This window comes from Actinosynnema sp. ALI-1.44 (assembly GCF_001984155.1).
Lineage (GTDB): Bacteria > Actinomycetota > Actinomycetes > Mycobacteriales > Pseudonocardiaceae > Kibdelosporangium.
The window spans coordinates 436356-456573 of the sequence record NZ_MTQO01000054.1 but is presented as its reverse complement, the minus strand read 5'-3'; the positions used below and the strand labels follow the sequence as shown (position 1 = coordinate 456573).

Annotated in this window: 18 protein-coding genes and 1 riboswitch; of the genes, 3 read left to right on the top strand and 15 right to left on the bottom strand. The window is 68.7% G+C overall.

From position 1 onward, the window contains the following. Positions 1–83: 83 nt before the first annotated feature. Complete coding sequence (locus ALI144C_RS49080; RefSeq protein WP_076994160.1) at positions 84–686, top strand: uridine kinase; 603 nt, start codon at positions 84–86, stop codon at positions 684–686. A gap of 76 nt (positions 687–762) precedes the next feature. Then, on the top strand, positions 763–1740 hold the full coding sequence (locus tag ALI144C_RS49075) for a chitinase (protein WP_076994159.1): 978 nt from the start codon (positions 763–765) through the stop codon (positions 1738–1740). Between the two features lie 67 nt (positions 1741–1807). Here ALI144C_RS49075 and ALI144C_RS49070 read toward each other — a convergent pair whose 3' ends face one another. Genes ALI144C_RS49070 through ALI144C_RS49055 form a run of 4 tightly spaced genes read right to left on the bottom strand, consistent with a single transcriptional unit; the run spans position 1808 to position 5946 of the window. Next, a complete protein-coding gene (locus ALI144C_RS49070) occupies positions 1808–2869 on the bottom strand; it encodes an ABC transporter ATP-binding protein (RefSeq protein WP_076994158.1) in 1062 nt (353 codons plus the stop codon). Continuing rightward, complete coding sequence (locus ALI144C_RS49065; protein ID WP_076994157.1) at positions 2869–3690, bottom strand: carbohydrate ABC transporter permease; 822 nt, start codon at positions 3688–3690, stop codon at positions 2869–2871. Before ALI144C_RS49065 ends, ALI144C_RS49070 begins: the two co-directional genes overlap by 1 nt. After that, on the bottom strand, positions 3687–4562 hold the full coding sequence (locus tag ALI144C_RS49060; RefSeq protein ID WP_076994156.1) for a carbohydrate ABC transporter permease: 876 nt from the start codon (positions 4560–4562) through the stop codon (positions 3687–3689). The genes ALI144C_RS49065 and ALI144C_RS49060 overlap by 4 nt, the downstream gene beginning before the upstream one ends. Continuing rightward, positions 4549–5946, bottom strand: a complete 1398-nt coding sequence (locus tag ALI144C_RS49055) for an extracellular solute-binding protein (RefSeq protein WP_076994155.1) — start codon at positions 5944–5946, stop codon at positions 4549–4551. Before ALI144C_RS49055 ends, ALI144C_RS49060 begins: the two co-directional genes overlap by 14 nt. Before the next feature lie 164 nt (positions 5947–6110). Between ALI144C_RS49055 and ALI144C_RS49050 the strand changes: the two genes are divergently transcribed. Then, positions 6111–7214 carry an AsnC family protein gene (locus ALI144C_RS49050; RefSeq protein ID WP_143231370.1) on the top strand — a complete coding sequence of 368 codons (1104 nt, stop codon included), beginning with the start codon at positions 6111–6113 and terminating at the stop codon, positions 7212–7214. Positions 7215–7291: 77 nt separating this feature from the next. Here the strand turns inward: ALI144C_RS49050 and ALI144C_RS49045 are convergent, their stop codons facing one another. From ALI144C_RS49045 to ileS, 11 genes are all read right to left on the bottom strand, one after another. After that, entirely contained in the window at positions 7292–8176 is an 885-nt protein-coding gene (locus tag ALI144C_RS49045; RefSeq protein WP_076994839.1) for an RluA family pseudouridine synthase, read from the bottom strand. Between the two features lie 37 nt (positions 8177–8213). Further along, positions 8214–8768 (bottom strand): signal peptidase II, encoded by a 555-nt coding sequence (gene lspA / locus ALI144C_RS49040; RefSeq protein WP_076994838.1) that lies wholly within the window; start codon positions 8766–8768, stop codon positions 8214–8216. Positions 8769–8805: 37 nt separating this feature from the next. Then, a complete protein-coding gene (locus ALI144C_RS49035) occupies positions 8806–9207 on the bottom strand; it encodes a VOC family protein (protein WP_076994154.1) in 402 nt (133 codons plus the stop codon). Beyond that, on the bottom strand, positions 9200–10024 hold the full coding sequence (locus ALI144C_RS49030) for a helix-turn-helix domain-containing protein (RefSeq protein WP_237774674.1): 825 nt from the start codon (positions 10022–10024) through the stop codon (positions 9200–9202). Before ALI144C_RS49030 ends, ALI144C_RS49035 begins: the two co-directional genes overlap by 8 nt. A gap of 15 nt (positions 10025–10039) precedes the next feature. Next, on the bottom strand, positions 10040–10531 hold the full coding sequence (locus ALI144C_RS49025) for a hypothetical protein (protein ID WP_076994153.1): 492 nt from the start codon (positions 10529–10531) through the stop codon (positions 10040–10042). Positions 10532–10572: 41 nt separating this feature from the next. Continuing rightward, a complete protein-coding gene (locus ALI144C_RS49020) occupies positions 10573–11934 on the bottom strand; it encodes an aminotransferase class V-fold PLP-dependent enzyme (protein ID WP_076994152.1) in 1362 nt (453 codons plus the stop codon). Positions 11935–11966: 32 nt separating this feature from the next. After that, a riboswitch (SAM riboswitch) is annotated at positions 11967–12082 on the bottom strand. A 78-nt stretch (positions 12083–12160) separates the two neighbouring features. After that, positions 12161–13639 (bottom strand): potassium/proton antiporter, encoded by a 1479-nt coding sequence (locus ALI144C_RS49015; RefSeq protein ID WP_076994151.1) that lies wholly within the window; start codon positions 13637–13639, stop codon positions 12161–12163. Between the two features lie 12 nt (positions 13640–13651). Beyond that, positions 13652–13942, bottom strand: coding sequence for a DUF167 domain-containing protein (locus ALI144C_RS49010; RefSeq protein WP_076994150.1), 291 nt, complete (start codon positions 13940–13942; stop codon positions 13652–13654). A gap of 12 nt (positions 13943–13954) precedes the next feature. Then, a complete protein-coding gene (locus ALI144C_RS49005; RefSeq protein WP_202819230.1) occupies positions 13955–15199 on the bottom strand; it encodes a pyroglutamyl peptidase in 1245 nt (414 codons plus the stop codon). A 70-nt stretch (positions 15200–15269) separates the two neighbouring features. Next, positions 15270–16916: a penicillin-binding transpeptidase domain-containing protein gene (locus ALI144C_RS49000; protein ID WP_168211530.1), complete on the bottom strand. Its 1647-nt coding sequence runs from the start codon at positions 16914–16916 to the stop codon at positions 15270–15272. A gap of 82 nt (positions 16917–16998) precedes the next feature. After that, entirely contained in the window at positions 16999–20130 is a 3132-nt protein-coding gene (gene ileS / locus ALI144C_RS48995; protein WP_076994149.1) for an isoleucine--tRNA ligase, read from the bottom strand. Between the last annotated feature and the right edge of the window lie 88 nt (positions 20131–20218).

Here is a 20218-nt window from a genome sequence, read left to right as displayed (position 1 = left end):
GATCCATCACCCTAAACGTCTCCTCGGTGTAACCGACGGCACCACCCCGGTCGAACATGACGGGTGTGACAATCTTGAGTGCCATGCGATTCCGACCAGTGACCTACGCCGCACTTGTCGACCACGTCGTCTCACGCATAACCGCTGTACCCGGCCAGGTCCGGGTGGCGATCGACGGCGCGGCGGCCGCCCGGCCCGGTGAGCTCGCCGACGCGCTGGTCGACCCGCTGCGGGTGCTCGGCCGGTCGGTGGTCCGGGTGCGTGCGGAGGATTTCCTCCGGCCCGCGTCGCTGCGGTTCGAGCAGGGCAAGACCGACGAGGAGTCGCGTTACTCGTCCTGGCTGGACGAAGGCGCGCTGCGCCGCGAAGTGCTGACAGGCGACAAAGTCCTGCCGTCATTGTGGAACGCGCGGACCGATCGCGCCACCCGCGCCGACTACGTTGCGTTGCCACCGGAGGGCGTGGTGGTCATCGACGGGGAACTGTTGCTGGGTCGTGGGTTGCCGTTCGACGTGACGGTCCACCTCTGGCTGTCGGCCGGGGCGCTCGCCAGGCGGACCGAGCCGGGTGACGCGTGGAGCCTGCCCGTTCTCGCCAGGTACGACACCGAAGCCGACCCGTTGACCACCGCGGACGTGGCGGTCAGGATCGACGACCCGAACCACCCCGCGATGCGAAGTACCTAGGGACCTGGCTATTCCGACCGCGATGGTCTATACCAATTGATGAGGTTCCGCACACCCTGCACGCGGAGGTTCCATCATGCGCAAGATCATGACCGCGGTGGTCGTGGCCGCCGCGCTGTTCCCGGTCCAGACCGGGCACGCCGAAACCACAGCGACAGCGACAACGACGGCGACAGCGATCCCGGTCGCGCCCTACGTCGACATGGGCGCGTGGCCGACGCCCGTACTGTCCACAATGGCCAAACAAGGCAACGTCAAGAGCTTCACCCTCGGCTTCGTCACGTCGAACGGCTGCAAGGCGAGCTGGTTCGCCGCCTACGACCCGCACACGGGCTGGCAGCGCGACGAGATCGACAAGCTCCGCGCGGCTGGCGGGGACGTGAAGATCTCCTTCGGTGGCGCGTCCGGGATCGAGTTGGCCTACTACTGCATGACTCCGGCTGCCCTCGCCGCCGAGTACGACGCCGTGGTCAAGGCTTACGCGTTGAAGTACGTGGACTTCGACATCGAGGGGTCCGCCGTCGCCGACCCGGCCACCATCGCGCGGCGGTCCCAGGCACTGAAGATCCTCCAGGACAAGAACCCTGGCCTGAAGATCTCGCTCACGCTGCCCGTCCTGCCGACCGGGTTGACCGCCGACGGCGTCAACGTCGTCCAGCAGGCCAAGAACGCCGGGGTGAACCTGGATCTCGTCAACATCATGGCGATGGACTACTACCAGGGCCCCGCGGACCAGGGAGCCAAAGCCATAGCAGCCGCCAAGGCGACCCAGGCACAGATGAAGACGGTCCTGGGCATCTCCGACGACGCCGCCGCCTGGAAGAAGATCGGGGTCACGCCGATGCTCGGCGTCAACGACTCCCGCAACGAGATCTTCCTGCAGAAGGACGCTCGGGCGTTGGTCAGCTTCGCCTCGTCGGTCCACCTCGGCATGCTCTCCACCTGGGAGCAGGGCCGGGATGCGAACGCCTGCAACGGGGCGCTCTACCGGTGCACCAATGTGGCCCAGTCGCCGTACGAGTTCTCCAAGATCTTCGCCGGGTTCAACGGCTGAGGCACACACCACCGACCTGGTTACGAAGTCCTCGGCGGTAGGCGAACTCGTTCCTTCAAGGACGCGTTCATGACGAGAGAAGGGCGCCGGACTCCTTGTCGTAGAGCAGGACGCGGCCGGGGTCGGGTGCCGCGGTCACTTCCGAACCGATCGCGGGCTCGTGTTGCTCACGGACTGTCAGGCCCAGGAGGCTGCCGTCCGGGCATTCCAGCGTCACCAACGAGCTCACGCCGAGGTTCTCGACCGTGGACACCGTTCCGGTGATGCCCTGCCCGCCTGGTTCGAGCGCCAGGTACTCGGGGCGTACACCGACGGTCACCATCGTGTTGTCCGGCAGGTCAGTGGGTGACGGCAGTATGGCGCCCGCGACCGCCAGGCCGCGGTCGGTGACCGTGCCGTCCAGGAGGTTCATCGGGGTCGAGCCGATGAAGTTGGCCACGAAGGTGTCCGCCGGGCGGCCGAACACCTCTCTCGGGGTGCCCAGCTGGCGGATCCGGCCGGATTCCATCACCGCTATCCGGTCGGCCAGCGCCAGTGCCTCGGCTTGGTCGTGGGTGACGAAGACCGTGGTGATTCCCAGTTCCTTCTGCAGGCGCTTGAGGAACGTCCTCGCTTCCAGGCGCAGTCTCGCGTCCAGGTTGGACAGGGGCTCGTCGAGCAGCAGGACGTCCGCGTCGACCGCCACCGCTCTGGCCAGCGCCACTCTCTGCTGCTGCCCGCCCGACAGCTGTCCTGGTCGGCGTTCCAGCAGGCCGCCGAGACTCAGACTGGCCGCTGTTCGTTCCGCCACCTCCCGCTGACGGGGCTTGGGGTGGCGGCGGACCTTCAGCGGGTACGCGATGTTCTCCGCCACTGTCATGTGCGGGAACAAGGCGTAGTCCTGGAACACCATCGCCACCTTGCGGCGGCCCGGGTCTGTCGCGGTCATGTCCTTGTCGCCTATTGTCACCGTTCCCTCGCTGGCTTGTTCCAGGCCCGCGATGGTGCGCAGCAAGGTCGTCTTCCCGCAGCCGGAGGGTCCGAGGAGGGCGAAGAACTCGCCGTCGGCTATTTCCAGGTCCAGCGCGTCCACCGCTCGCACACCGTTCGGGTACACAGTGGACAGTCCGGCCGTCTTGATCTGGGCCATCAGCTCTTGATCCCTCCGTGGAACCGGAAGCCGTATCGTCTGCTCACGAACAGGTACAGCACGACGACCGGGATGGAGTACAGCAGCGAGAAGACCGGGATCACGGTCAGGTTCGCGCTGCCGCCCTCGTCGTACAGGGTGCGCATCAGCACCGCGGCGGGTTGGCTGGTGATGTCTCTGAGCAGCAGGAACGGCAGCAGGAAGTTCCCCCACGCCTGCACGAACGACCACACCACGATCGTCGCGATCCCCGGTCGCGCGATCGGCAGGACGACGTGCAGCAGGATCTGGCGGGGCGACGCTCCGAAGACGCGCGCCGATTCCTCGTACGAGCGCGGGACGGCGTCGACGAAGTCCTTCAGGATGAAGATCGCCGCAGGGAGCATCCCGCCCGCTATCACCAGTGCCGTCCCGTACTGCGAGTTGATCAGGCCCAGCTGGTACATCATCACGAAGATCGGTACCATCGCCGCTGTCCCGGTGACCACGCTCGACAACAACAGCAGCACGTACAACAGGACATCTCTGCCCGGAATCCGAACGCGGGACAACGCATACGCCGCGCACGCCGCGAGGACGGTCGTGACGACCATCGCCAATCCGCACAACACCAACGAGTTGACCAGCGAGGTCAGTGCGTAGGGGTGGTCGAAGGTGGCCGCCACGTTGTCGAGTGTCCAGTCCGGCCAGCGCAGGCCGAGGCCCGGTCTGCTGTCGAACGGCGCACTCGCCAGCCACAGCATCGGGATCGCGAAGAAGGCGAGGATCACCGCGAAGAACGCGCTGTAGCCGATCCGCCGCAACACCAGAGTGGTCGTCATCCACGCCTCCGCAGCAACCGCAGGTACACCAAGGCGATCACCAGGTTCACGAGCAGCAGCAGCAACGAGATCGCCGACGCGTAGCCCAGCGCTCCCGAACCGAGCGCCTGCTGGTAGATGAACACCGGCAGTGTCTCCGACCTGTGGTCGGGGCCGCCCGACGTCAGCAGGAACGGCGTGAAGTCGTTCGCCGTCCACAACGAGATCAGCAGGGTGTTGGTCAGCACGTGGCCGCGGATGTGCGGGAACACGACGTCCTTCAGCGTGCTGAACCTGCCCGCCCCGACCATCCTCGCTGTCTCGAGCTGGGACGGCGGCACGACGTTGAGCGCGGAGCTGTACAGCAGCATCGAGAACGCCGTGCCGCGCCACAGGTTGAACACGATCAGGCTCGCCATGGGGTACTGCACGAGCCATGCCGTGCCCGGCGTGTTCAACAGGGCGTTGAGGGTGCCGCCGTCCCTGTCCAGCACGGCGACCCACAGGTAGGCCACGACTGTGCTCGGCAGGATCCACGCCAGCAGCACCAGTCCTTCGACCAGGCGGCGCAGCCCGCGGCGTGCGCCACGCAGGGACCACGCCAGCGTGAAGCCGAGGACGTTCTGGCCGATCAAGGCCGAGCCGAACACGAACAGCAGCGTCAGCCACAGCGAGTTGCCGAACAGCGGGTCGCTCAGCGCCCCTGTGATGTTGCCGGTGCCGACCAGTCGCGGGTTCACCGACGACGGGCCGGTGAGCGCGTAGTCGGTCAGTCCGATGTAGATGCTCCAGAGCGCGGGGAAGACCAGGAAGATCCCGATCAGCACCAGCGCGGGCGCGACGAACGCCAGTGCCCTGCCCCGGCCGAGGCCCGCCGAGTCAGTTGCCCGCAACGCCGGCCTCGCCGACGGCCTTGACCACCGCCTGCTGGTAGGCCGCGGCCGCGTCGTCGGGGCTCTTGCCCGCGACCACGTCGGCCGTCGCCTGCTGCAACGCCGCGGAGACCTGGGTGTACTGGGCGAGCCCCGGCCGGTACCGGGTGATCGGCAGGACTTCCTTGGCCACGTACGTCAGCATCGGGTCGCCCTTGAGCACCTCGTCGTTGACGTCGCTGCGCACGGTGATCTGCGGTGTGTCGGCCACCCTTGCCCTGGTGGCGTCGAAGGAGTTCATGAACTGCAGCAGTTCCCACGCCTGCCGCGGGTACTTGGTGTTCGGGTTGACCACGCGGACCGAACCGCCGGACATGCTCACGAAGTCCTGGCCGCCGACGCCGGACCCGGCGCGCTGCGCCGGAACCTTGGCCCAGCCGACGGCGGTGTCGCGGTCGGTCATCCTGGCCACCCCGTTGGCCGGGTTGATCACCGAGCGCCAGAAGTAGTCGCTCTCCAGCAGGATGCCGATCTTGTTGTCGGCGAACTGGGCGAAGGACTTGTCGCGGCCCTTGGCCTCCTGCTGCAGCAGCGGGTCGCCGAGGCCACCGGAGTAGACCTTCTGGTACAGCCCGAGCACGTCCTTGACGTTCTGCGTCGCACCTTGCCATTTGCCGTTGTCGTACACGGGTTTCCCGGTTCCCGCGAGCAACGGCAGCACACCCTGCATGGTCGTCGCCTCGGTCATCGCCGTGCCCGCGTTGAGCTGGATGGGCACGATTCCGGCGACGGCCGTGAGTTTCCGCCCGGCCTGCAGCACGTCCTCCCAGCTGCGCGGCTGCCAGTCGGCGGGCAGCCCGGCCTGCGCGAACAGCTTCTTGTTGAAGTACAGGACGCGGCCGTCCGTGCCGACCGGGACGCCGTAGCGCCTGCCGTCGAAGTCGCCGAGCGCGGCGACCGCCTCCGGGATCTTCGACCAGCCGTCCCACGCGTCCACTTTGTCCTGCCCGACCAGATCGGCGAGCGGCTTGGCCTGCCCGGCCTGTGCGAACTCGCCGAGCCAGATGCCGTCGATCTCCAGCACGTCGGCGCCGCCACCGGTCTTGGCGTCCAGCGCGACCTTGGTCTTGTAGTCCTTGTCGTCGGCGCCGTTGCCCTCGAACCGCACCGTGGCGTTGACGCCCTTGGCTTTCTGCGCCTCGACGAACTTCGGGATGACGTACTCGGCGGTCCACTTGGCTGTGTTCGCGTTCTTGCCACCTGCCAGCGCGTTCGCCCCGATGACGAGGGTGAACTCCTTGGCGTCGGCGTTCTGGCCGGTGTTCTGCTCGGCGGGTTTGCCGACGCAGCCCGCTGCCAGCAGCGGCACCACGACCAGCAGGGACAGCATGGGCCTCAGTCGCATCGTCGCGCCTCCCAAGTGGAAACTTCACCGAACCCACTGGCGGTTGGGTGGCCGTATCCTCTCCTCACCGGGTGATCGATGACAAGAGAGGCGACCAGCCGTTCGGGCGAGACGGATATGGCGGTGCACGCACTGATCAGTTCGACGGGGTAGCGTTTCGTGCCGTGGTGACCCCCGATCCCGTGGACATGCGCCTGCTGACCCTGCTCGCCGAGATGGGCAGGGCCGCCGTGCACGAGGTCGCCGCCCGGTTGGGGATGGATCCCAGGGAGGCGGCGTCCCGGCTTGTCGCACTGTCGGCCAACGGTTTGCCGCTGGTGGTCGGCGTGGAATGCGACCCGGGCAAGATACGCGCCCTGCTCGCGTCGGCCTCGCCGCCGCCGGGTTACCACCCGGTACAGGGAACGCCTTCCGGCGTGTACCCAGCCAGTTCCTACCCGCAGAGCGGGCCCCAGAATGTGCCTCAGCCTGGTGCGTACCCGCCGCCCCCCAGCGGCCACGGCTATCCGATGGGCCCGCCGTCCGGCGCCAACGCGTATCCCCAGCCACAGCCCCACCCGGTGATGGGCACCCCGTCGGGCGTCTACCCACCACCGCCGCCGCCGCCCGGGCCCTACCAGTCCACGCCGTCCGGCGCCTACCAGGTGCACGGCACGCCGTCGGGCCGCTACCAGGGCCCACCGCAGCCACCGAGCCAGCCCATTCCCGTCCAGCCACCGCCGCCGCCCCCCGACCCGGTGATGAGCACCTGGGGGCCGCCGCAGACGGCAGGCTGGGCCCGCGGGGACCAACCGGGCGTCCAAGCCCCGCCCCAGCCGGCCCACCAGCCGCAACGCGCCCCGACGACACGGACGGGGAAAGTCGGCGAGACGCTGGAAACCGAGGGTCTCGAAGGCGAGCACCTGGCGATCCAACTGGTCGAACTGGTCGACCCGGCGGACTTCCTGTTCACCGCGGCCGGTTACCGGCTGCAGGAGGGGGAACGCTCGGTCGTCGTGCACACCGAGATGGTCAACCGGGGCAACCAGGCGTTCAACTCGTTGCCGGACCTCTACCTGGTCCTGATGACCAAGGACGGGCAGGCGGTGTCGAAGGCGCCGGTGTCGCTGTCCTCCAGGCCGCCGCACCGGATCGGTGTGGCGCCAGGAGAGACAGCGGGCGGCCACGCGGTCTACGTGCTGCCCGAGCACACCGAGATCACGTCGATCCGCTGGACCGCCCGCCCCGACGACACCTCACGCGCCCTGACCTGGGAAGTCGTCCTCTAACACCTGCACTTTTTGTGCAACCAATGTGGCCTTCGTTGCACATTTGGCAACGAAGGCCACATTGGTTGCACGAAAATTCAGGAGGCGGTGCGGAGGCCTTCGAGCGCGGTGGCCAGGTCGTCCGGGTAGTCGCTGGTGAACTCCACCCAGCGGCCGTCCGCCGGGTGGTCGAACGCCAGTGCCCTGGCGTGCAGCCATTGCCGGGTGATGCCGAGCCGCTTGGCCAATGCCGGGTCGGCGCCGTAGGTCAGGTCCCCGACGCACGGGTGGCGCAGTGCCGAGAAGTGCACGCGGATCTGGTGTGTCCGGCCGGTCTCCAGCTTCACCTCGACCAGCGACGCGGCCCGGAACGCCTCCAGCACCTCGTAGTGGGTGACGCTCGGCTTGCCGGACGCCACCACGGCGAACTTGTAGTCGTGCTTGGGGTGGCGGTCGATCGGCGCGTCGATCGTGCCGACCATCGGGTCGGGGTGGCCCTGCACGATGGCGTGGTAGGTCTTGTCGACCGTCCGTTCCTTGAACGCACGTTTGAGCACGGTGTAGGCGTGTTCGCTCTTGGCCACGACCATCACGCCGGTGGTGCCGACGTCGAGCCGGTGCACCACGCCCTGCCGTTCCTCCGAGCCCGATGTGGACACCCGCACGCCCGCGGCGGCGAGCCCGCCGATCACGGTCGGCCCGGTCCAGCCGGGGCTGGGGTGCGCGGCGACGCCGACCGGCTTGTCCACCACGACGATGTCGTCGTCCTCGAAGATGACCCGCAGCCCGTCCACGGGCACCGGGATCACCTGCACCGGGCGTTCGGGCGCGGGCAGCGTCACCTCGAGCATCGAGCCCGCCATCAGCCGGTCGGACTTGCCCGCGGGCCGCCCGTCGATCACGACGTCGCCCGCCTCCGCGATCGCGGCGACGGCGGTCCTGGACAGGCCGAGCAGTTTGGACAGCCCGGCGTCCACGCGCATGCCGTCCAGCCCGTCGGGGACGGGAAGGGTTCGCAGGTCACTCACTGGACGCGGCCTCCTTGTCGCGGGAACGGCGGCCGTCGTACTCGTGACCGAACAGGGACAACACGACGATCAGGATCCCGCCGACGACGATGCTGGAGTCCGCCACGTTGAAGACCGGCCAGACCTCGCCGTTCGGCGCGAACAGCGACAGGAAGTCCACCACGTGCCCGCGCAGCGGCCCCGGGGCGCGGAAGAACCGGTCCACCAGGTTGCCGACGGCACCGGCGAGCACCAGGCCAAGCCCGATGGCCCACCCGGTGGACCGCAGCTTCGGCAGCACCCAGATGATCGCGACGACGACGCCGATGGCCACGAGCGCGAGCACCCACGTCATCCCGGTCGCGATGGAGAACGCGGCACCCGGATTGCGAACGATCTGCAGGTAGACCAGCCCGCCGAGGGCGCGGACGGGCTCCTTGCCCTCCAGTTGCGCCAGCGCGACGACCTTGGTCACCAGGTCGAGCGCGAAGAACACAACGGCCGTGCCCAGCAGGAACGCGGCCTTGCGCGGCGGCCTTGTCTCCTCCGGTTCGCTTTCGGTACTCACCACGCCATTGTCCACGGCGCTCCGGCACCGGGTGTGGTCAGGCGCCCGGATAGGTGCCGAAGGTCCAGACGTTGCCCTCCGGATCGGCGACGGCCACGTTGCGCGAGCCGTAGTCGGTGTCCTGCGGCTCGGTGATCACCTTGCCGCCCGCGTCGACGACACGGCGGTGGACGGCACCGACGTCAGCGGTGCAGACGTACACCCACTGCCTGCCGGGAACGGGCTGCGGGTAGTCGGGCTGGTTGCCGCTGGATCCGTACATGACGCCGCCGCCTTCGGGCCACTTCACCTCGGCGTGCACGATCCGGGACGGGTCCTTGTCGTCACGGACGGTCGTGGTCTCGGTGAAGCCGAGCACGTCGGTCATGAACACCCTGGCGGCCTCGGCGTCGGAGTAGATCAGGCAGGCCCAGACACCGGGATTAGTGGTCTCAGTCATGGGACGACTGTGCCGGGTCTCCCTCGTCCAGGTCTTGGAGAAACGGGACCTCCTCGCGGACCCAGGTCGCCGGGGTGCATCCCGCGAACTCGCGCCACTCGTTCGTCATGTGCGCCTGGTCGTAGTAACCCGCCACGATGGCGGCGTCGGCCAGCGACCGGCCCGCCCGCAGCAGCGACGCGCTGTGCTCGAACCGGATCAGCCGGGACATCTGCTTCGGCCCGAGCCCCACTTCACCGGCGAAGCGGGACGTGAAGTGCCGTCTGCTCCAGCCGACCTCGTCCGCCAGGTCGGTGACGGGCTGCGCGCCGCGCCCGGTCACCATCCGCCGCCACGCCCACTGCACCTCGGCCACCAGGTTGACCGGGCGCAGCGCACCGGTGAGTTCGGCGTCGAGCAGCGTGAACCGGGCGTCCCACGTCGGCGCCGAGGTCAGCCGGTCCGGCAGCGAGGCCGCCCAGCGCACCGGCAGGTCGGCCAGGTCGACCACGTCCGAGGTCAGCTCGGTCGCTGGTATCCCGAGCAGCGCGCGCAGGCCGACCGGGTTCAGTTCGATGTGGATCCCCTGCTGGAAGGGGTCCTGCCGGATCAGCGTCGGCTCCAGGTGCAGCCCGCCGACCAGGGCCTGGCTTGACCGGCCGCCGACCACCCTGACCGGCTCGGCCAGGCTGATGATCAACGTGACCGTTCCCGACGGCAGGCCGCGGTGCACGGGCAGGCTGACGTCGTGCTGCGTGTACCCGATGTAGCGCCGGACAAGGTGGCGTAGCGCGGGGTGCGGTGCCCGCGCGGTGAAGTCCACATCCGACTGTGCCACCGGCTCAGGGTATGTCTAGTGCGGACGGCCGCGCATCGCTTGCCCGACAGGTGGAAGAAGCACGGCGACCTCGGTGATCAACCACAGCACCAACGCCAGTGCCAAGGCCGCGACGAACTCCCCGCCGCCGTCGGCGAGCACCTTGATGACCGCGTAGACGTAGTACGCGGCCACGAGACCACCGAGCGCCACGAGCAGCCAGCGGACGAACGCGAGCCGGAACGCCAGCAGCAGTCCGAGGACCGTGAACGTGCACCCGACCGAGATCCCGGTCGAGTAGCCGAAGTCACCGTTGCCGGTGATGTCCTCCGAGAACGCCATTCCGGGAACCGCGATGAACATCTCCACGGTTCTCGTCGAGCGGCTGATCGACAGGATCGAGATCACGAGCGAGAACACACCGCACACCACGAACAACGCGGCCGCGATGTAGGCGGGCGCTGTGTTCGGACGCGGGGCGTAGCCGCCGTACGGCTGCTGCGGCCAACCATGGCCCGGGTAGTTCATGGTTGGCAGTATCGACGATGGTCGACCAGTTTGTCGGAGAATCAGTCCGTCAGGAAGGACGGCAGCTGCCTGGTGTCGGCCTCCGGCACCCAACGACCGTCTTCGAGGACGTAGTTCAGCGCCGGACCGTTGGTGACGAGCGTGCGCAGCGCGTGCACGAGCCGGTCCACGTGTTCGGCCGTGGTGCCCAGGCCGATGCTGGCGCGCAGGGCGCGCTGCTCCGTCGAGCCGACCTTGCCCAGCAGGCGACGGGTGGCGATGTGGGCGCAGAACGCGCCGTCCCGCACGCCGATGCCGTACTCGGCCGACAGCGCCGCCGCGATCAGGCCCGCGTCGTGACCGGCGATCGTGAAGCTGACGACGCCGACCCTCGGGCCGTCGAAGATGCTGAGCTCCGCGAGGCCCGGCACGTCACGCAGGCCGGTGCGCAGCCGGTGCAGCAGGGCGATCTCGTGCGCTTCGATCTCCGCCCACCGCGCGGAGATGGTCTTGCAGGCCACGGCGAGGGCGTGCACACCGACGACGTTCGGGGACCCGGCCTCGTGCCGCTCCGGCACCGCCGACCAGGCGACGCCCAGCCGGTCACCCCAGTTGACCACCTGCTTGGTCGCGCCGCCGCCCGCCAGGTACGGGTCCGCCGCCTGCAGCCAGTCGGCGCGGCCGACCAGCACACCGGCACCGAGCGGCGCGTAGAGCTTGTGCGCGGACAGCACCACGTAGTCGACGTTCCACGACTTGATGTCGATCGGGCGGTGCGGCGCCAACTGGGCCGCGTCCAACGCCACCCGGGCGCCGTGCCGGTGCGCCACGGCAGCCAGGTCCTCGACCGGCCACAGTTCACCGGTCACATTGGACGCTCCGGTGATCACGACGAGACGGGGGCCCACGGGCGCCGCGGCCAGGGCCGCGTCCAGCGCGATCACCGCGTCACCGGCGGATGCCGGGGTCTGGACGCGGCGCACCCACGGTCCGCGCCACGGCAGCAGCGCGGCGTGGTGCTCGGTGTCGAACAGCACCACCGAGGTCGCCTTCGGCAGCGACCGGGCCAGCAGGTTGAGGGAGTCCGTGGAGTTGCGGGTGAACACGACGGTGTCGCGGGTGCGGGCGCCGACGAACTCGCGCAGCACGCCGCGGGCGCGCTCGTAGACCTTGGTGGAGACCTGGGAGGCGAACCCTGCGCCGCGGTGCACGCTGGCGTACCAGGGCAGCAGCTCGTCGACGGCGTCCTGCACGCTGCGCAGACAAGGCGCGCTCGCGGCGTGGTCGAGGTTGGCGTACTGGATCTGCTCACCCGTGGCGAGCGGGACCGTCAGACTGGCGCTGACCACAGGCGGGACCTGCACGTGGTCCTGTGCCAGGTGCTGGGGGGCGGACTGGCGTTGGCTGGGCAGTGCGAGCGTCATGCTGGCTTCTCCGGGCCTCAGGGACCCACGAGGGTCCGCGCTTGCCCAACCACGGCTTGTGGCGGGCCTGGTCCTCACCCGGGGCACCCCACCGCGGTAGGAGGGTTGCCGGCCAGCAAGCCGGGGCTTCGCGCTGGCACTCATGACCTTCGCTTCGAACATAGCGGACGGAGCCCGTCCGACGCGACATCCATCCCGCTGAATTGTGCGGCATGCCACAAGATCGTCAGTCGCCGTGCTCTCCGCGCCACCGGGCGTAGCGACCAGCGCGGTCGACCGCGCGGATGCGGCGTTCGGTGGCCGAGCGGGCCTTCTGCGTGGTGACGACGAGGATCTGGTCGTTGGTCTGCAGGCGGGTCGTCGCCTCAGGGGTGAACGCCTCGCCGTCGCGGGTCACCAGGCTGACCGTGGCTCCGGGCGGCAGGCGCAGCTCGGTCAGGTAGATGCCGTGGATCCGGGACCCCTTCGGGATCTTGACCGTGAGCAGCTCTGCGCCCAGTTCGTCCAGCGGGGCCGCGTCGACCTCGACCTGCGTGGACTGCGCGCCCTTGGACAGCCCGAGGATCCTGGCGAACAGCGGCAGGGTGCTGCCCTGCACGAGGGTCAGCACGATCACGAGCACGAACACCGCGTCGACCAGCTGCCGGGCGCCCGGCAGGCCCTCGCTGAGCGGGATCATCGCGAGCACGATCGGGACCGCGCCGCGTAACCCGGCCCAGGACAGGAACACCTGTTCTCGCCAGGGGACGCGGAACGGCTGGGCCGCCAGGAAGACCGACAACGGGCGGGCCAGCAACAACAGCACCGCCGCCGCGACGACGCCGGGAACGACCGCGTCGAGCACACGGGAGGGCGAGGCGAACAGGCCGAGCAGGACGAACAGGCCGATCTGCGACAGCCAGCCGAGGCCTTCGGCGAACGACACCGTGTCGCCGCGGTGCGGCAGCCGGGAGTTGCCGAGGACCAGGCCCGCGACGTACGTCGCCAGCAGGCCGGAGGCGTGGGCCAGCTGGCCGGTGGAGAACGCGGCGACGCACACCGCGACCGTGGCCAGCGGGTACAGGCCGGTGGCGGGAAGGGCGACCCGGCGCAGCGCGAGTGCGCCGAGCCAGCCGAGGCCGAGGCCGATCACCGCGCCCGCCGCGAGTTCGTACACGACGAGCAGCGGGGACACCCAGTCGATCGTCACCGAGGTGGACAGCACCACCACCGCGATGTACGAGGGCGCGTCGTTGATGCCGGACTCGATTTCGAGCGAGCCGACCACGCGTTTGCTGACCCCGAGGCCACGGAGAACGCTGAAGACAGCGGCGGCGTCGGTCGACGCGAGCACCGCGCCCCACAGCGCGGCCAGCTTCCAGTCGAGGCCGAGGAAGAAGTGCAAACACGTCGCGGTCACCCCGACACTGACCGTTACGGCCACTGTGGACAGTGCGACGCCGATGCCGAGCGACGGCCGGACGTCCGCCCAGCGCGTGGTCAGCCCGCCCTCGGTCAGGATCAGGACGAGCGCAGCGAGCCCCAACGCCTGCGTGAGCTGCGGGTTGTCGAAGCGGATGCCCAGTCCCGCCTCGCCGATCGCGACCCCGATGCCCAGGTACACCAACAACGACGGGAGGCCGAGCCGGACCGACACCCGGACCGCGAGCACGGCCACGAGCACGACGGCGGCCCCGATACCCAGGGCGAGGGTCAGCCCGTTCACCCGAGCATTGTCTCATCTGTCCACAGTGCTCAGGTCCAGCAGCTCGTTGAGCCGTTCGGCGGCACCGGTTGGTGCGGGCGACAGCTCGACAACCTTGTCCCGGCCTCGTTCACCTGCCACAAGCGACACATCCGCCTTGCGCACACCGAAAGCCTTGGCCAGAACGGCGCACAGGTGCTCGTTGGCCTTGCCTTCGACCGCGGGTGCGGCGACAGCAACGATGAGAGCGTTCTCACCCCATCGGCCGCCGATCCGGTCCTTGCGCGCACCGGGTTTGACCCGGACAGCGAAACGGAATCCCACCGAACGAGTATGTCAGGACAACGCGGTTTCGATGATCCTGCGGATCTGGGCCACGATGTCGGCGCGGTTGGCTTCGAACACCGGGTCGGTCACCGCGCTGGTGTTGTCGGGCGAGAACTGCAGGACCGGCGTGTGCACGTGACCACCGGGAACCTCGAGTTCCAACGCGTCACGCAGAAGCGTTGTGCGGTAGGCGATCTCGTTGGACAGGTAGCTCCCGCCGCCGCCAGCACGCGCGACCGAACCCGGTGTCGGGCCGGTCGGCGAGACCACGGGAGTGGTTGCTCCAGGCGGGATCTCGGTGACCGACGTGTTGTCGTAGACGGGGAACCGGCCGGTGGCCGCGGCGACGATCTTCTCGTACGGCAGGGTCGTCGGCACGAACTCGGGCTGCGGGGTGACCGTGGGAATGCCGCTGGGAACGGGGATCGTGGTTGCCCGGACCTCGTTGTCGTTGTCAAGGCCGGTGTGCCAGCGGCCGTTGTGGCGCTCGATGTCGATTCGCCCGACCCGGCCCTGGCTGACCGTCGTGAACATGTCCAGTTCCGGCATGACCGGCAGGAAGGTGCGTTCCACCATTCCCGCCTCGAAGGGGCTCCACAGCACCGGGAACATCGCCGTCCGCACGAGTGCCGGGCCGGACGGGGTCCGCAGGACGACACCGTCGAGTGCCAACGCGGTCGCGCCGGACGGGTTGCTGCGGCGGATGTCGCCATCCAACTGGAACGGGTCGAACCCGCTGACCATCACGTGCTTGAGACCGGGCGGGAAGAACACCGAGTTCTGACCGCGTGAGCTGGTCTCCATCGAGTTGATCAGCTCGGTCCGGGCCGTGGGAGACAGCGGGAACCGGGGCTGCCATTGCCGCAGGCTCCTGGTCAGCTCCAGGCGTGCCCAGTACAGCGGGCGGTCGTCGGCACGCGCGAGGTCGCCGCCCGCCGGGCCACGGCCCTGCACCCGGTCGACCGCCGCACGCCACAGGGCAATGCCCTCGGCCTTCACCAACAGTGCGGCCGTGTACCTGGACCCCACCGCGCACAGCGCGCGCCGGAACTTGGTCCCGAACCGGTCGAACCCGCTGCGGCGAAGGATCTCCTGCGGAACCGCGAGATCCAGCCTGCGCTCGGACACCGTCATCGGCGCGGCGGGGTCGAAGCAGTCGCGGCTGTCGGTCCGCGCGATCGCGAGCGGTGCCGCGGCGATCAGCGAGCCGACGACGATCCCGCAGGTCACAGCCCCGCGCAGCAGTGGGTTCACCAAGTGCCTCCTCAGGTCGCCAATATGCAACCAGGGCTGCCGGGTCCTCCACAGGAGACGAAAGTACGGTTCAGAAGCCGCTGAGGAACGCCGACGTCACGCTCACCGCCTGCGCGGACGTCTTGCCGTCCTTGACCAGGACCGCGAAGGCCACGTCGCCGCGGACGCCGACGAACCAGCCGTGCGCGTTGTCGCCCTGGCTTTCGGTTTCCGCCGTACCGGTCTTGCCGTAGACCGATCTGAACCTCTTCAGCTCCGTCGCCGTCCCCGACGACACCACGTCGGCCATCATCGACTGGATCTGGCCGAGCACCGCGGCCGGCGGGGCCTGGTAACCGGTCAGCACCTGGGTTTTCTCGGTCTTGACCAGCGACGGGGTGACGGCCTTCTTCGCCGCGACGGTCGCGGCCACCACCGCCATGCCCAGCGGCGAGGCCTGGATCCGGCCCTGGCCGATGCTGTCCTCCACGCGCTGCACGGCGCTGCCCGCGGCCTCGACCTTGCCCAGTTCGGTCTTGATGCCGGAGATGTCGTAGTCCGCGTTCAGGCCGAACTGGTTCGCGGCCGTCAGCAGGCCGTCGGCGGGCAGTTGGCTGGCGATCTGGCCGAACGTCGTGTTGCACGAGCGGGCGAACGCCTTGCGCAGGTTCGCACCGGCCACTTGGAAGTCCGCGTTCTTCAGCCGCCTGCCGCCGATGTTCGCCTCGGCGGGACACTCCACCGGGGACTCCGGGTTCAGGTTCGCCTGCTGGATGGCCGCGGCCGCGGTGACGATCTTGAACGAGGAACCGGGTGCGTAGAGGCCGTTGAGCGCGGTGAGCGCGCTGCCCGCCGCGTCGTTCTGCGTCACCGCGAGGATCCCGCCGGTCGACGGCTTGATCGCCACCAGCATGGTCGGCAGGCTCGCCTTGTCCACCGCGTTCTGCGCGGCGACGGCGATCTTGCCGTTCAGCGTCGACTTCAGCGCCTCGGTGGCCGTTTCCGCCGGTTTCGTGCCGAACAGCGGCTCGCCCACCTCCTTGCCCGCCGCGTCGACGATCGCGACGTACCGGGTGTCCGTCGACCCGCCCCTCGTGCCGCCGACGAGGGTCTTCATCAGCAACGGGGAGATCTTGGGGTCCGTCGGCTTCGCCGTCGTGCCGTCCCAGACGGCGATCGGCTGGCCGTCCTCGCCGAGCACCGCGGGCTGTCCGGATGTGCCGACCTTGCCGATCACCGCGACGGTCTGCCCCGCCTGCAGCTTCGGGTGGATCACCGTCGGCGCCCACTTCACCACCCACTTGCCGTTGATCTCGGCCAATTGGACCGACGTCTTCCACGGATTCGGGCTGGCGACGGTCAGCTTCGCGTCAACGGGCGCGGTAACCGTTTTGGCACCCTGCGTGGGACTCGCCGAGGACGCACGGGTGTAGACCAGCGACCCCGCGGGAATGTTCTTGTGCAGCGCGGTGATGGCTTCCTGTGCGGCGGTGGGGTTGTCGGTCAGCAGCGCGGCCGCGGCCGAGTCGCCCGAGGTCAGGACCTTCAGGAACGAGTCGAGCACCTGACCGGCCGCTGGTCCCTGGTTGGCGATCGTCGGGACCTCGGGGCCGTCCGTCGCCGCCGCCGGTTTGCTGTCGGAGGACGTCGGCCATAAGACGAGGACCCCGGCAACGATGATCGCCACCGCTGCCAGGGCCCCGCCAATGATGATCGCGCGTCTCTTGCCCTCAGTCACTTCGGTATACCCCCGCTGTATTGGGTCAACCCCACCCCATTCAGGGGAGCATGCCAGAAGTGTCAACCGCGCGACATGTGAGCTATTTCTTGCTGACGCCCACCCGAACAGCCACACCGTCGCCGACCGCGCCCTCTTCGGCGTCCGGCCCAACTGGACCGTAGGTCACCGATTCCGCAAGGGTTTCCGACGCCACGAAGGCCTCGTGGTGCCGTGCCGCCCGCTCGACCTCGCCGGGGACTTCGAGCACCAGCAGGATCCGGTCGGCCACGTCCAGACCGGCCGACCGCCGCGCCTGCTGCACGACCCGGATGAGGTCGCGCACGACGCCTTCGTCGGACAGTTCGGGCGTGACGTCCGTGTCCAGCACGCACAGCCCCGAACCACCCGGCAGCGGAGCCGCCACACCGTGGTCACCGGTGACCAGCCTGCGCTCGTACTCCCCTTCCAGCAGCTCGATCCCGGCCGCGACGACCGCGCCCGACTCGGCCGTGGACCACTCACCGGCCTTGACGGCCTTGATCACGGTCTGCACGTCCTTGCCCAGCCGCGGGCCGGCCGCACGCGCGTTCACCGCGAGCTCGAAGTGCCCGTGCGCGGCCACATCCGTAGTCAGCTCGACCTGCTTGACGTTGACCTCGTCCTGCAGCAGCTCGGTGAACGGTTCGAGCACGGCGGCGTCCTCGGCCGCGATCACCAGACGCGCCAACGGCAACCGCACGCGCAGCTTGTTGGCCTTGCGCAACGACAACGCCGCCGAAGCGACCTGACGCACGCGGTCCATACCCGCGACCAACGCGTCGTCGGCAGGCAGCAACTCCTCCGACGGCCAGTCGGTCATGTGCACGGAACGCTCGCCAGTCAGCCCACGCCACACCGTTTCCGTCGTCAACGGAAGCAGCGGCGCGGCCAACCGGCTGACAACTTCGAGCACGGTGTGCAGCGTGTCGATCGCGTCCTTGTCGCCCGCCCAGAACCGGTCGCGCGAGCGCCGCACGTACCAGTTGGTCAGCACCTCCAGGTACTCACGGACCGCGGCGCACGCGCCGGAGATGTCGTACGTCTCCAACCCGACGCGCACCGTCGCGGCCAGATCATGTGTCTTGGCAAGGATGTAGCGGTCGAGCACGTGCGTGCTGTCGGTCCGCCAGGTCCCCTCCACGCCCTCGGCGTTGGCGTACAACGCGAGGAAGTAGTACGAGTTCCACAGCGGCAGCACCGCTTGCCGGACAGCGTCGCGGATTCCCCGCTCGGTGACGATCAGGTTGCCACCACGCAGGATCGGCGACGCCATCAGGAACCAGCGCATCGCGTCCGAGCCGTCCCGCTCGAACACCTCGTTGACGTCCGGGTAGTTCTTCAGCGACTTGGACATCTTCTGCCCGTCGTCGCCGAGCACGATCCCGTGCGCCATGCAGTTGCGGAACGCGGGCCGGTCGAACAGCGCCGTCGCCAGCACGTGCATCAGGTAGAACCAGCCACGCGTCTGACCGTTGTACTCGACGATGAAGTCGCCGGGGTAGTGGTGGTCGAACCAGTCGCGGTTCTCGAACGGGTAGTGCACCTGGGCGAACGGCATCGACCCGGAGTCGAACCAGCAGTCCAGCACCTCGGGAACGCGGCGCATCATCGACTTGCCGGTCGGGTCGTCCGGGTTCGGGCGGACCAGCTCGTCGACCGCGGGCCGGTGCAGATCCGTTGGGCGGACACCGAAATCACGCTCGATGTCGTCCAGCGAGCCGTAGACGTCCACGCGCGGGTACTCGGGGTTGTCCGAGCGCCACACCGGGATCGGCGAACCCCAGTACCGGTTTCGCGAGATGCCCCAGTCGATCGCGTTGGCCAGCCACTTGCCGAACTGGCCGTCCTTGATGTGCCCGGGAACCCACTCGATCTGCTGGTTCAACTCGACCATGCGGTCACGGAACTGCGTCACCGCGACGAACCACGACGACACGGCACGCTGGATGAGCGGGTTGTCGCAACGCCAGCAGTGCGGGTACGGGTGGTCGTAGGTCTCGTGCCGCAGCAGCAATCCCGCGTCCTTGAGGTCGCGGATGATCACCTTGTTGGCGTCGAACACGTGCATGCCCTCGTACGGCGGCACCTCGTCGGTGAACTCGCCGTGCGGGTTGACCGGGCCGACGACCGTGATGCTCGCCGCGTCCGTGACGACCTTGTCCTCTTCACCGTAGGCCGGTGCGATGTGGACGATGCCCGTACCGTCGTCGGTCGTGACGTAGTCAGCGGCCAGGATCTGGTGCGCGTTGGGCTGCTTGCCGTAGAAGAAGTCGAACGGCGGCCGGTAACGGCGGCCGAGGAGTTCGGTTCCCTTGAACCGTGCGACAACCCGCTCGGCGGCGTCCTCACCGAGCTCACGCGCGTACGCACCGAGGCGCGCCTCCGCGAGGATGTAGCGGTGGCCGTCGTGCTCCACCGTCACGTAGTCGACGTCCGGGTGCACGGCCGCGGCGAGGTTGCTCGGCAGCGTCCACGGCGTGGTCGTCCAGACCAGCGCCTCCTCGCCGCTGTCCAGCCGCAGGCTGACCGTGACGGCCGGGTCCTGCCGGTCCTTGTAGACCTCGTCCATCTTGGTCTCGGTGTTGGACAGCGGCGTCTCGCAACGCCAGCAGTACCACATCACCTTGAAGCCCTCGTAGATCAAGCCCTTGTCCCACAAGGACTTGAACGCCCAGATGACGCTCTCCATGTAGTCGAGGTCGAGCGTCTTGTAGTCGTTGTCGAAGTCGACCCAGCGTGCCTGGCGGGTGACGTAGTCGCGCCACTCGGAGGTGAACCGCAGCACGGACTTGCGGCACGCCTCGTTGAACGCGGCGACGCCGAAGTCCTCGATGTCGGCCTTGGTCTTGAAGCCGAGTTCCTTCTCCGCGGTCACCTCGGCGGGCATGCCGTGGGTGTCCCAGCCGAAGCGGCGCTCGACGTGCTTGCCCTTCATCGTCTGGAAGCGCGGGACGACGTCCTTGACGTAGCCGGTCAGCAGGTGGCCGTAGTGCGGCAGACCGTTGGCGAACGGCGGGCCGTCGTAGAACACGAACTCGTTCGAGCCGTTGTCGCCCGCGGGCCGTGCCTCGACCGACGCGGTGAACGTCCGGTCGATCTCCCAGTACTGGAGTACCTCGGCCTCGAGCTTCGGGAAGGACGGCTGGGCGGGCACGGTCGCCTCGCCGCCGTGGGTGGCCTTGGGGTACGGCATGTCCGGGTGCCTCTCGCGGTCGTCTGCCCAAACCTGGGGACGACGCGCCGGGCTTTCCCGGCGTACCGCGGTACCACCCCGGTTGCCC

What these genes read in the sequence shown, in the direction of transcription:
- ALI144C_RS49070 (WP_076994158.1), bottom strand. Translation starts at nt 2,869, where the DNA reads ATGGCCCAGATCAAGACGGCCGGACTGTCCACTGTGTACCCGAACGGT.
- ALI144C_RS49025 (WP_076994153.1), bottom strand. Translation starts at nt 10,531, where the DNA reads ATGAACTACCCGGGCCATGGTTGGCCGCAGCAGCCGTACGGCGGCTAC.
- ALI144C_RS49080 (WP_076994160.1), top strand. Translation starts at nt 84, where the DNA reads ATGCGATTCCGACCAGTGACCTACGCCGCACTTGTCGACCACGTCGTC.
- ALI144C_RS49075 (WP_076994159.1), top strand. Translation starts at nt 763, where the DNA reads ATGCGCAAGATCATGACCGCGGTGGTCGTGGCCGCCGCGCTGTTCCCG.
- ALI144C_RS49035 (WP_076994154.1), bottom strand. Translation starts at nt 9,207, where the DNA reads ATGACTGAGACCACTAATCCCGGTGTCTGGGCCTGCCTGATCTACTCC.
- ALI144C_RS49045 (WP_076994839.1), bottom strand. Translation starts at nt 8,176, where the DNA reads ATGCGCGTGGACGCCGGGCTGTCCAAACTGCTCGGCCTGTCCAGGACC.
- ALI144C_RS49055 (WP_076994155.1), bottom strand. Translation starts at nt 5,946, where the DNA reads ATGCGACTGAGGCCCATGCTGTCCCTGCTGGTCGTGGTGCCGCTGCTG.
- ALI144C_RS49020 (WP_076994152.1), bottom strand. Translation starts at nt 11,934, where the DNA reads ATGACGCTCGCACTGCCCAGCCAACGCCAGTCCGCCCCCCAGCACCTG.
- ALI144C_RS49065 (WP_076994157.1), bottom strand. Translation starts at nt 3,690, where the DNA reads ATGACGACCACTCTGGTGTTGCGGCGGATCGGCTACAGCGCGTTCTTC.
- ileS (WP_076994149.1), bottom strand. Translation starts at nt 20,130, where the DNA reads ATGCCGTACCCCAAGGCCACCCACGGCGGCGAGGCGACCGTGCCCGCC.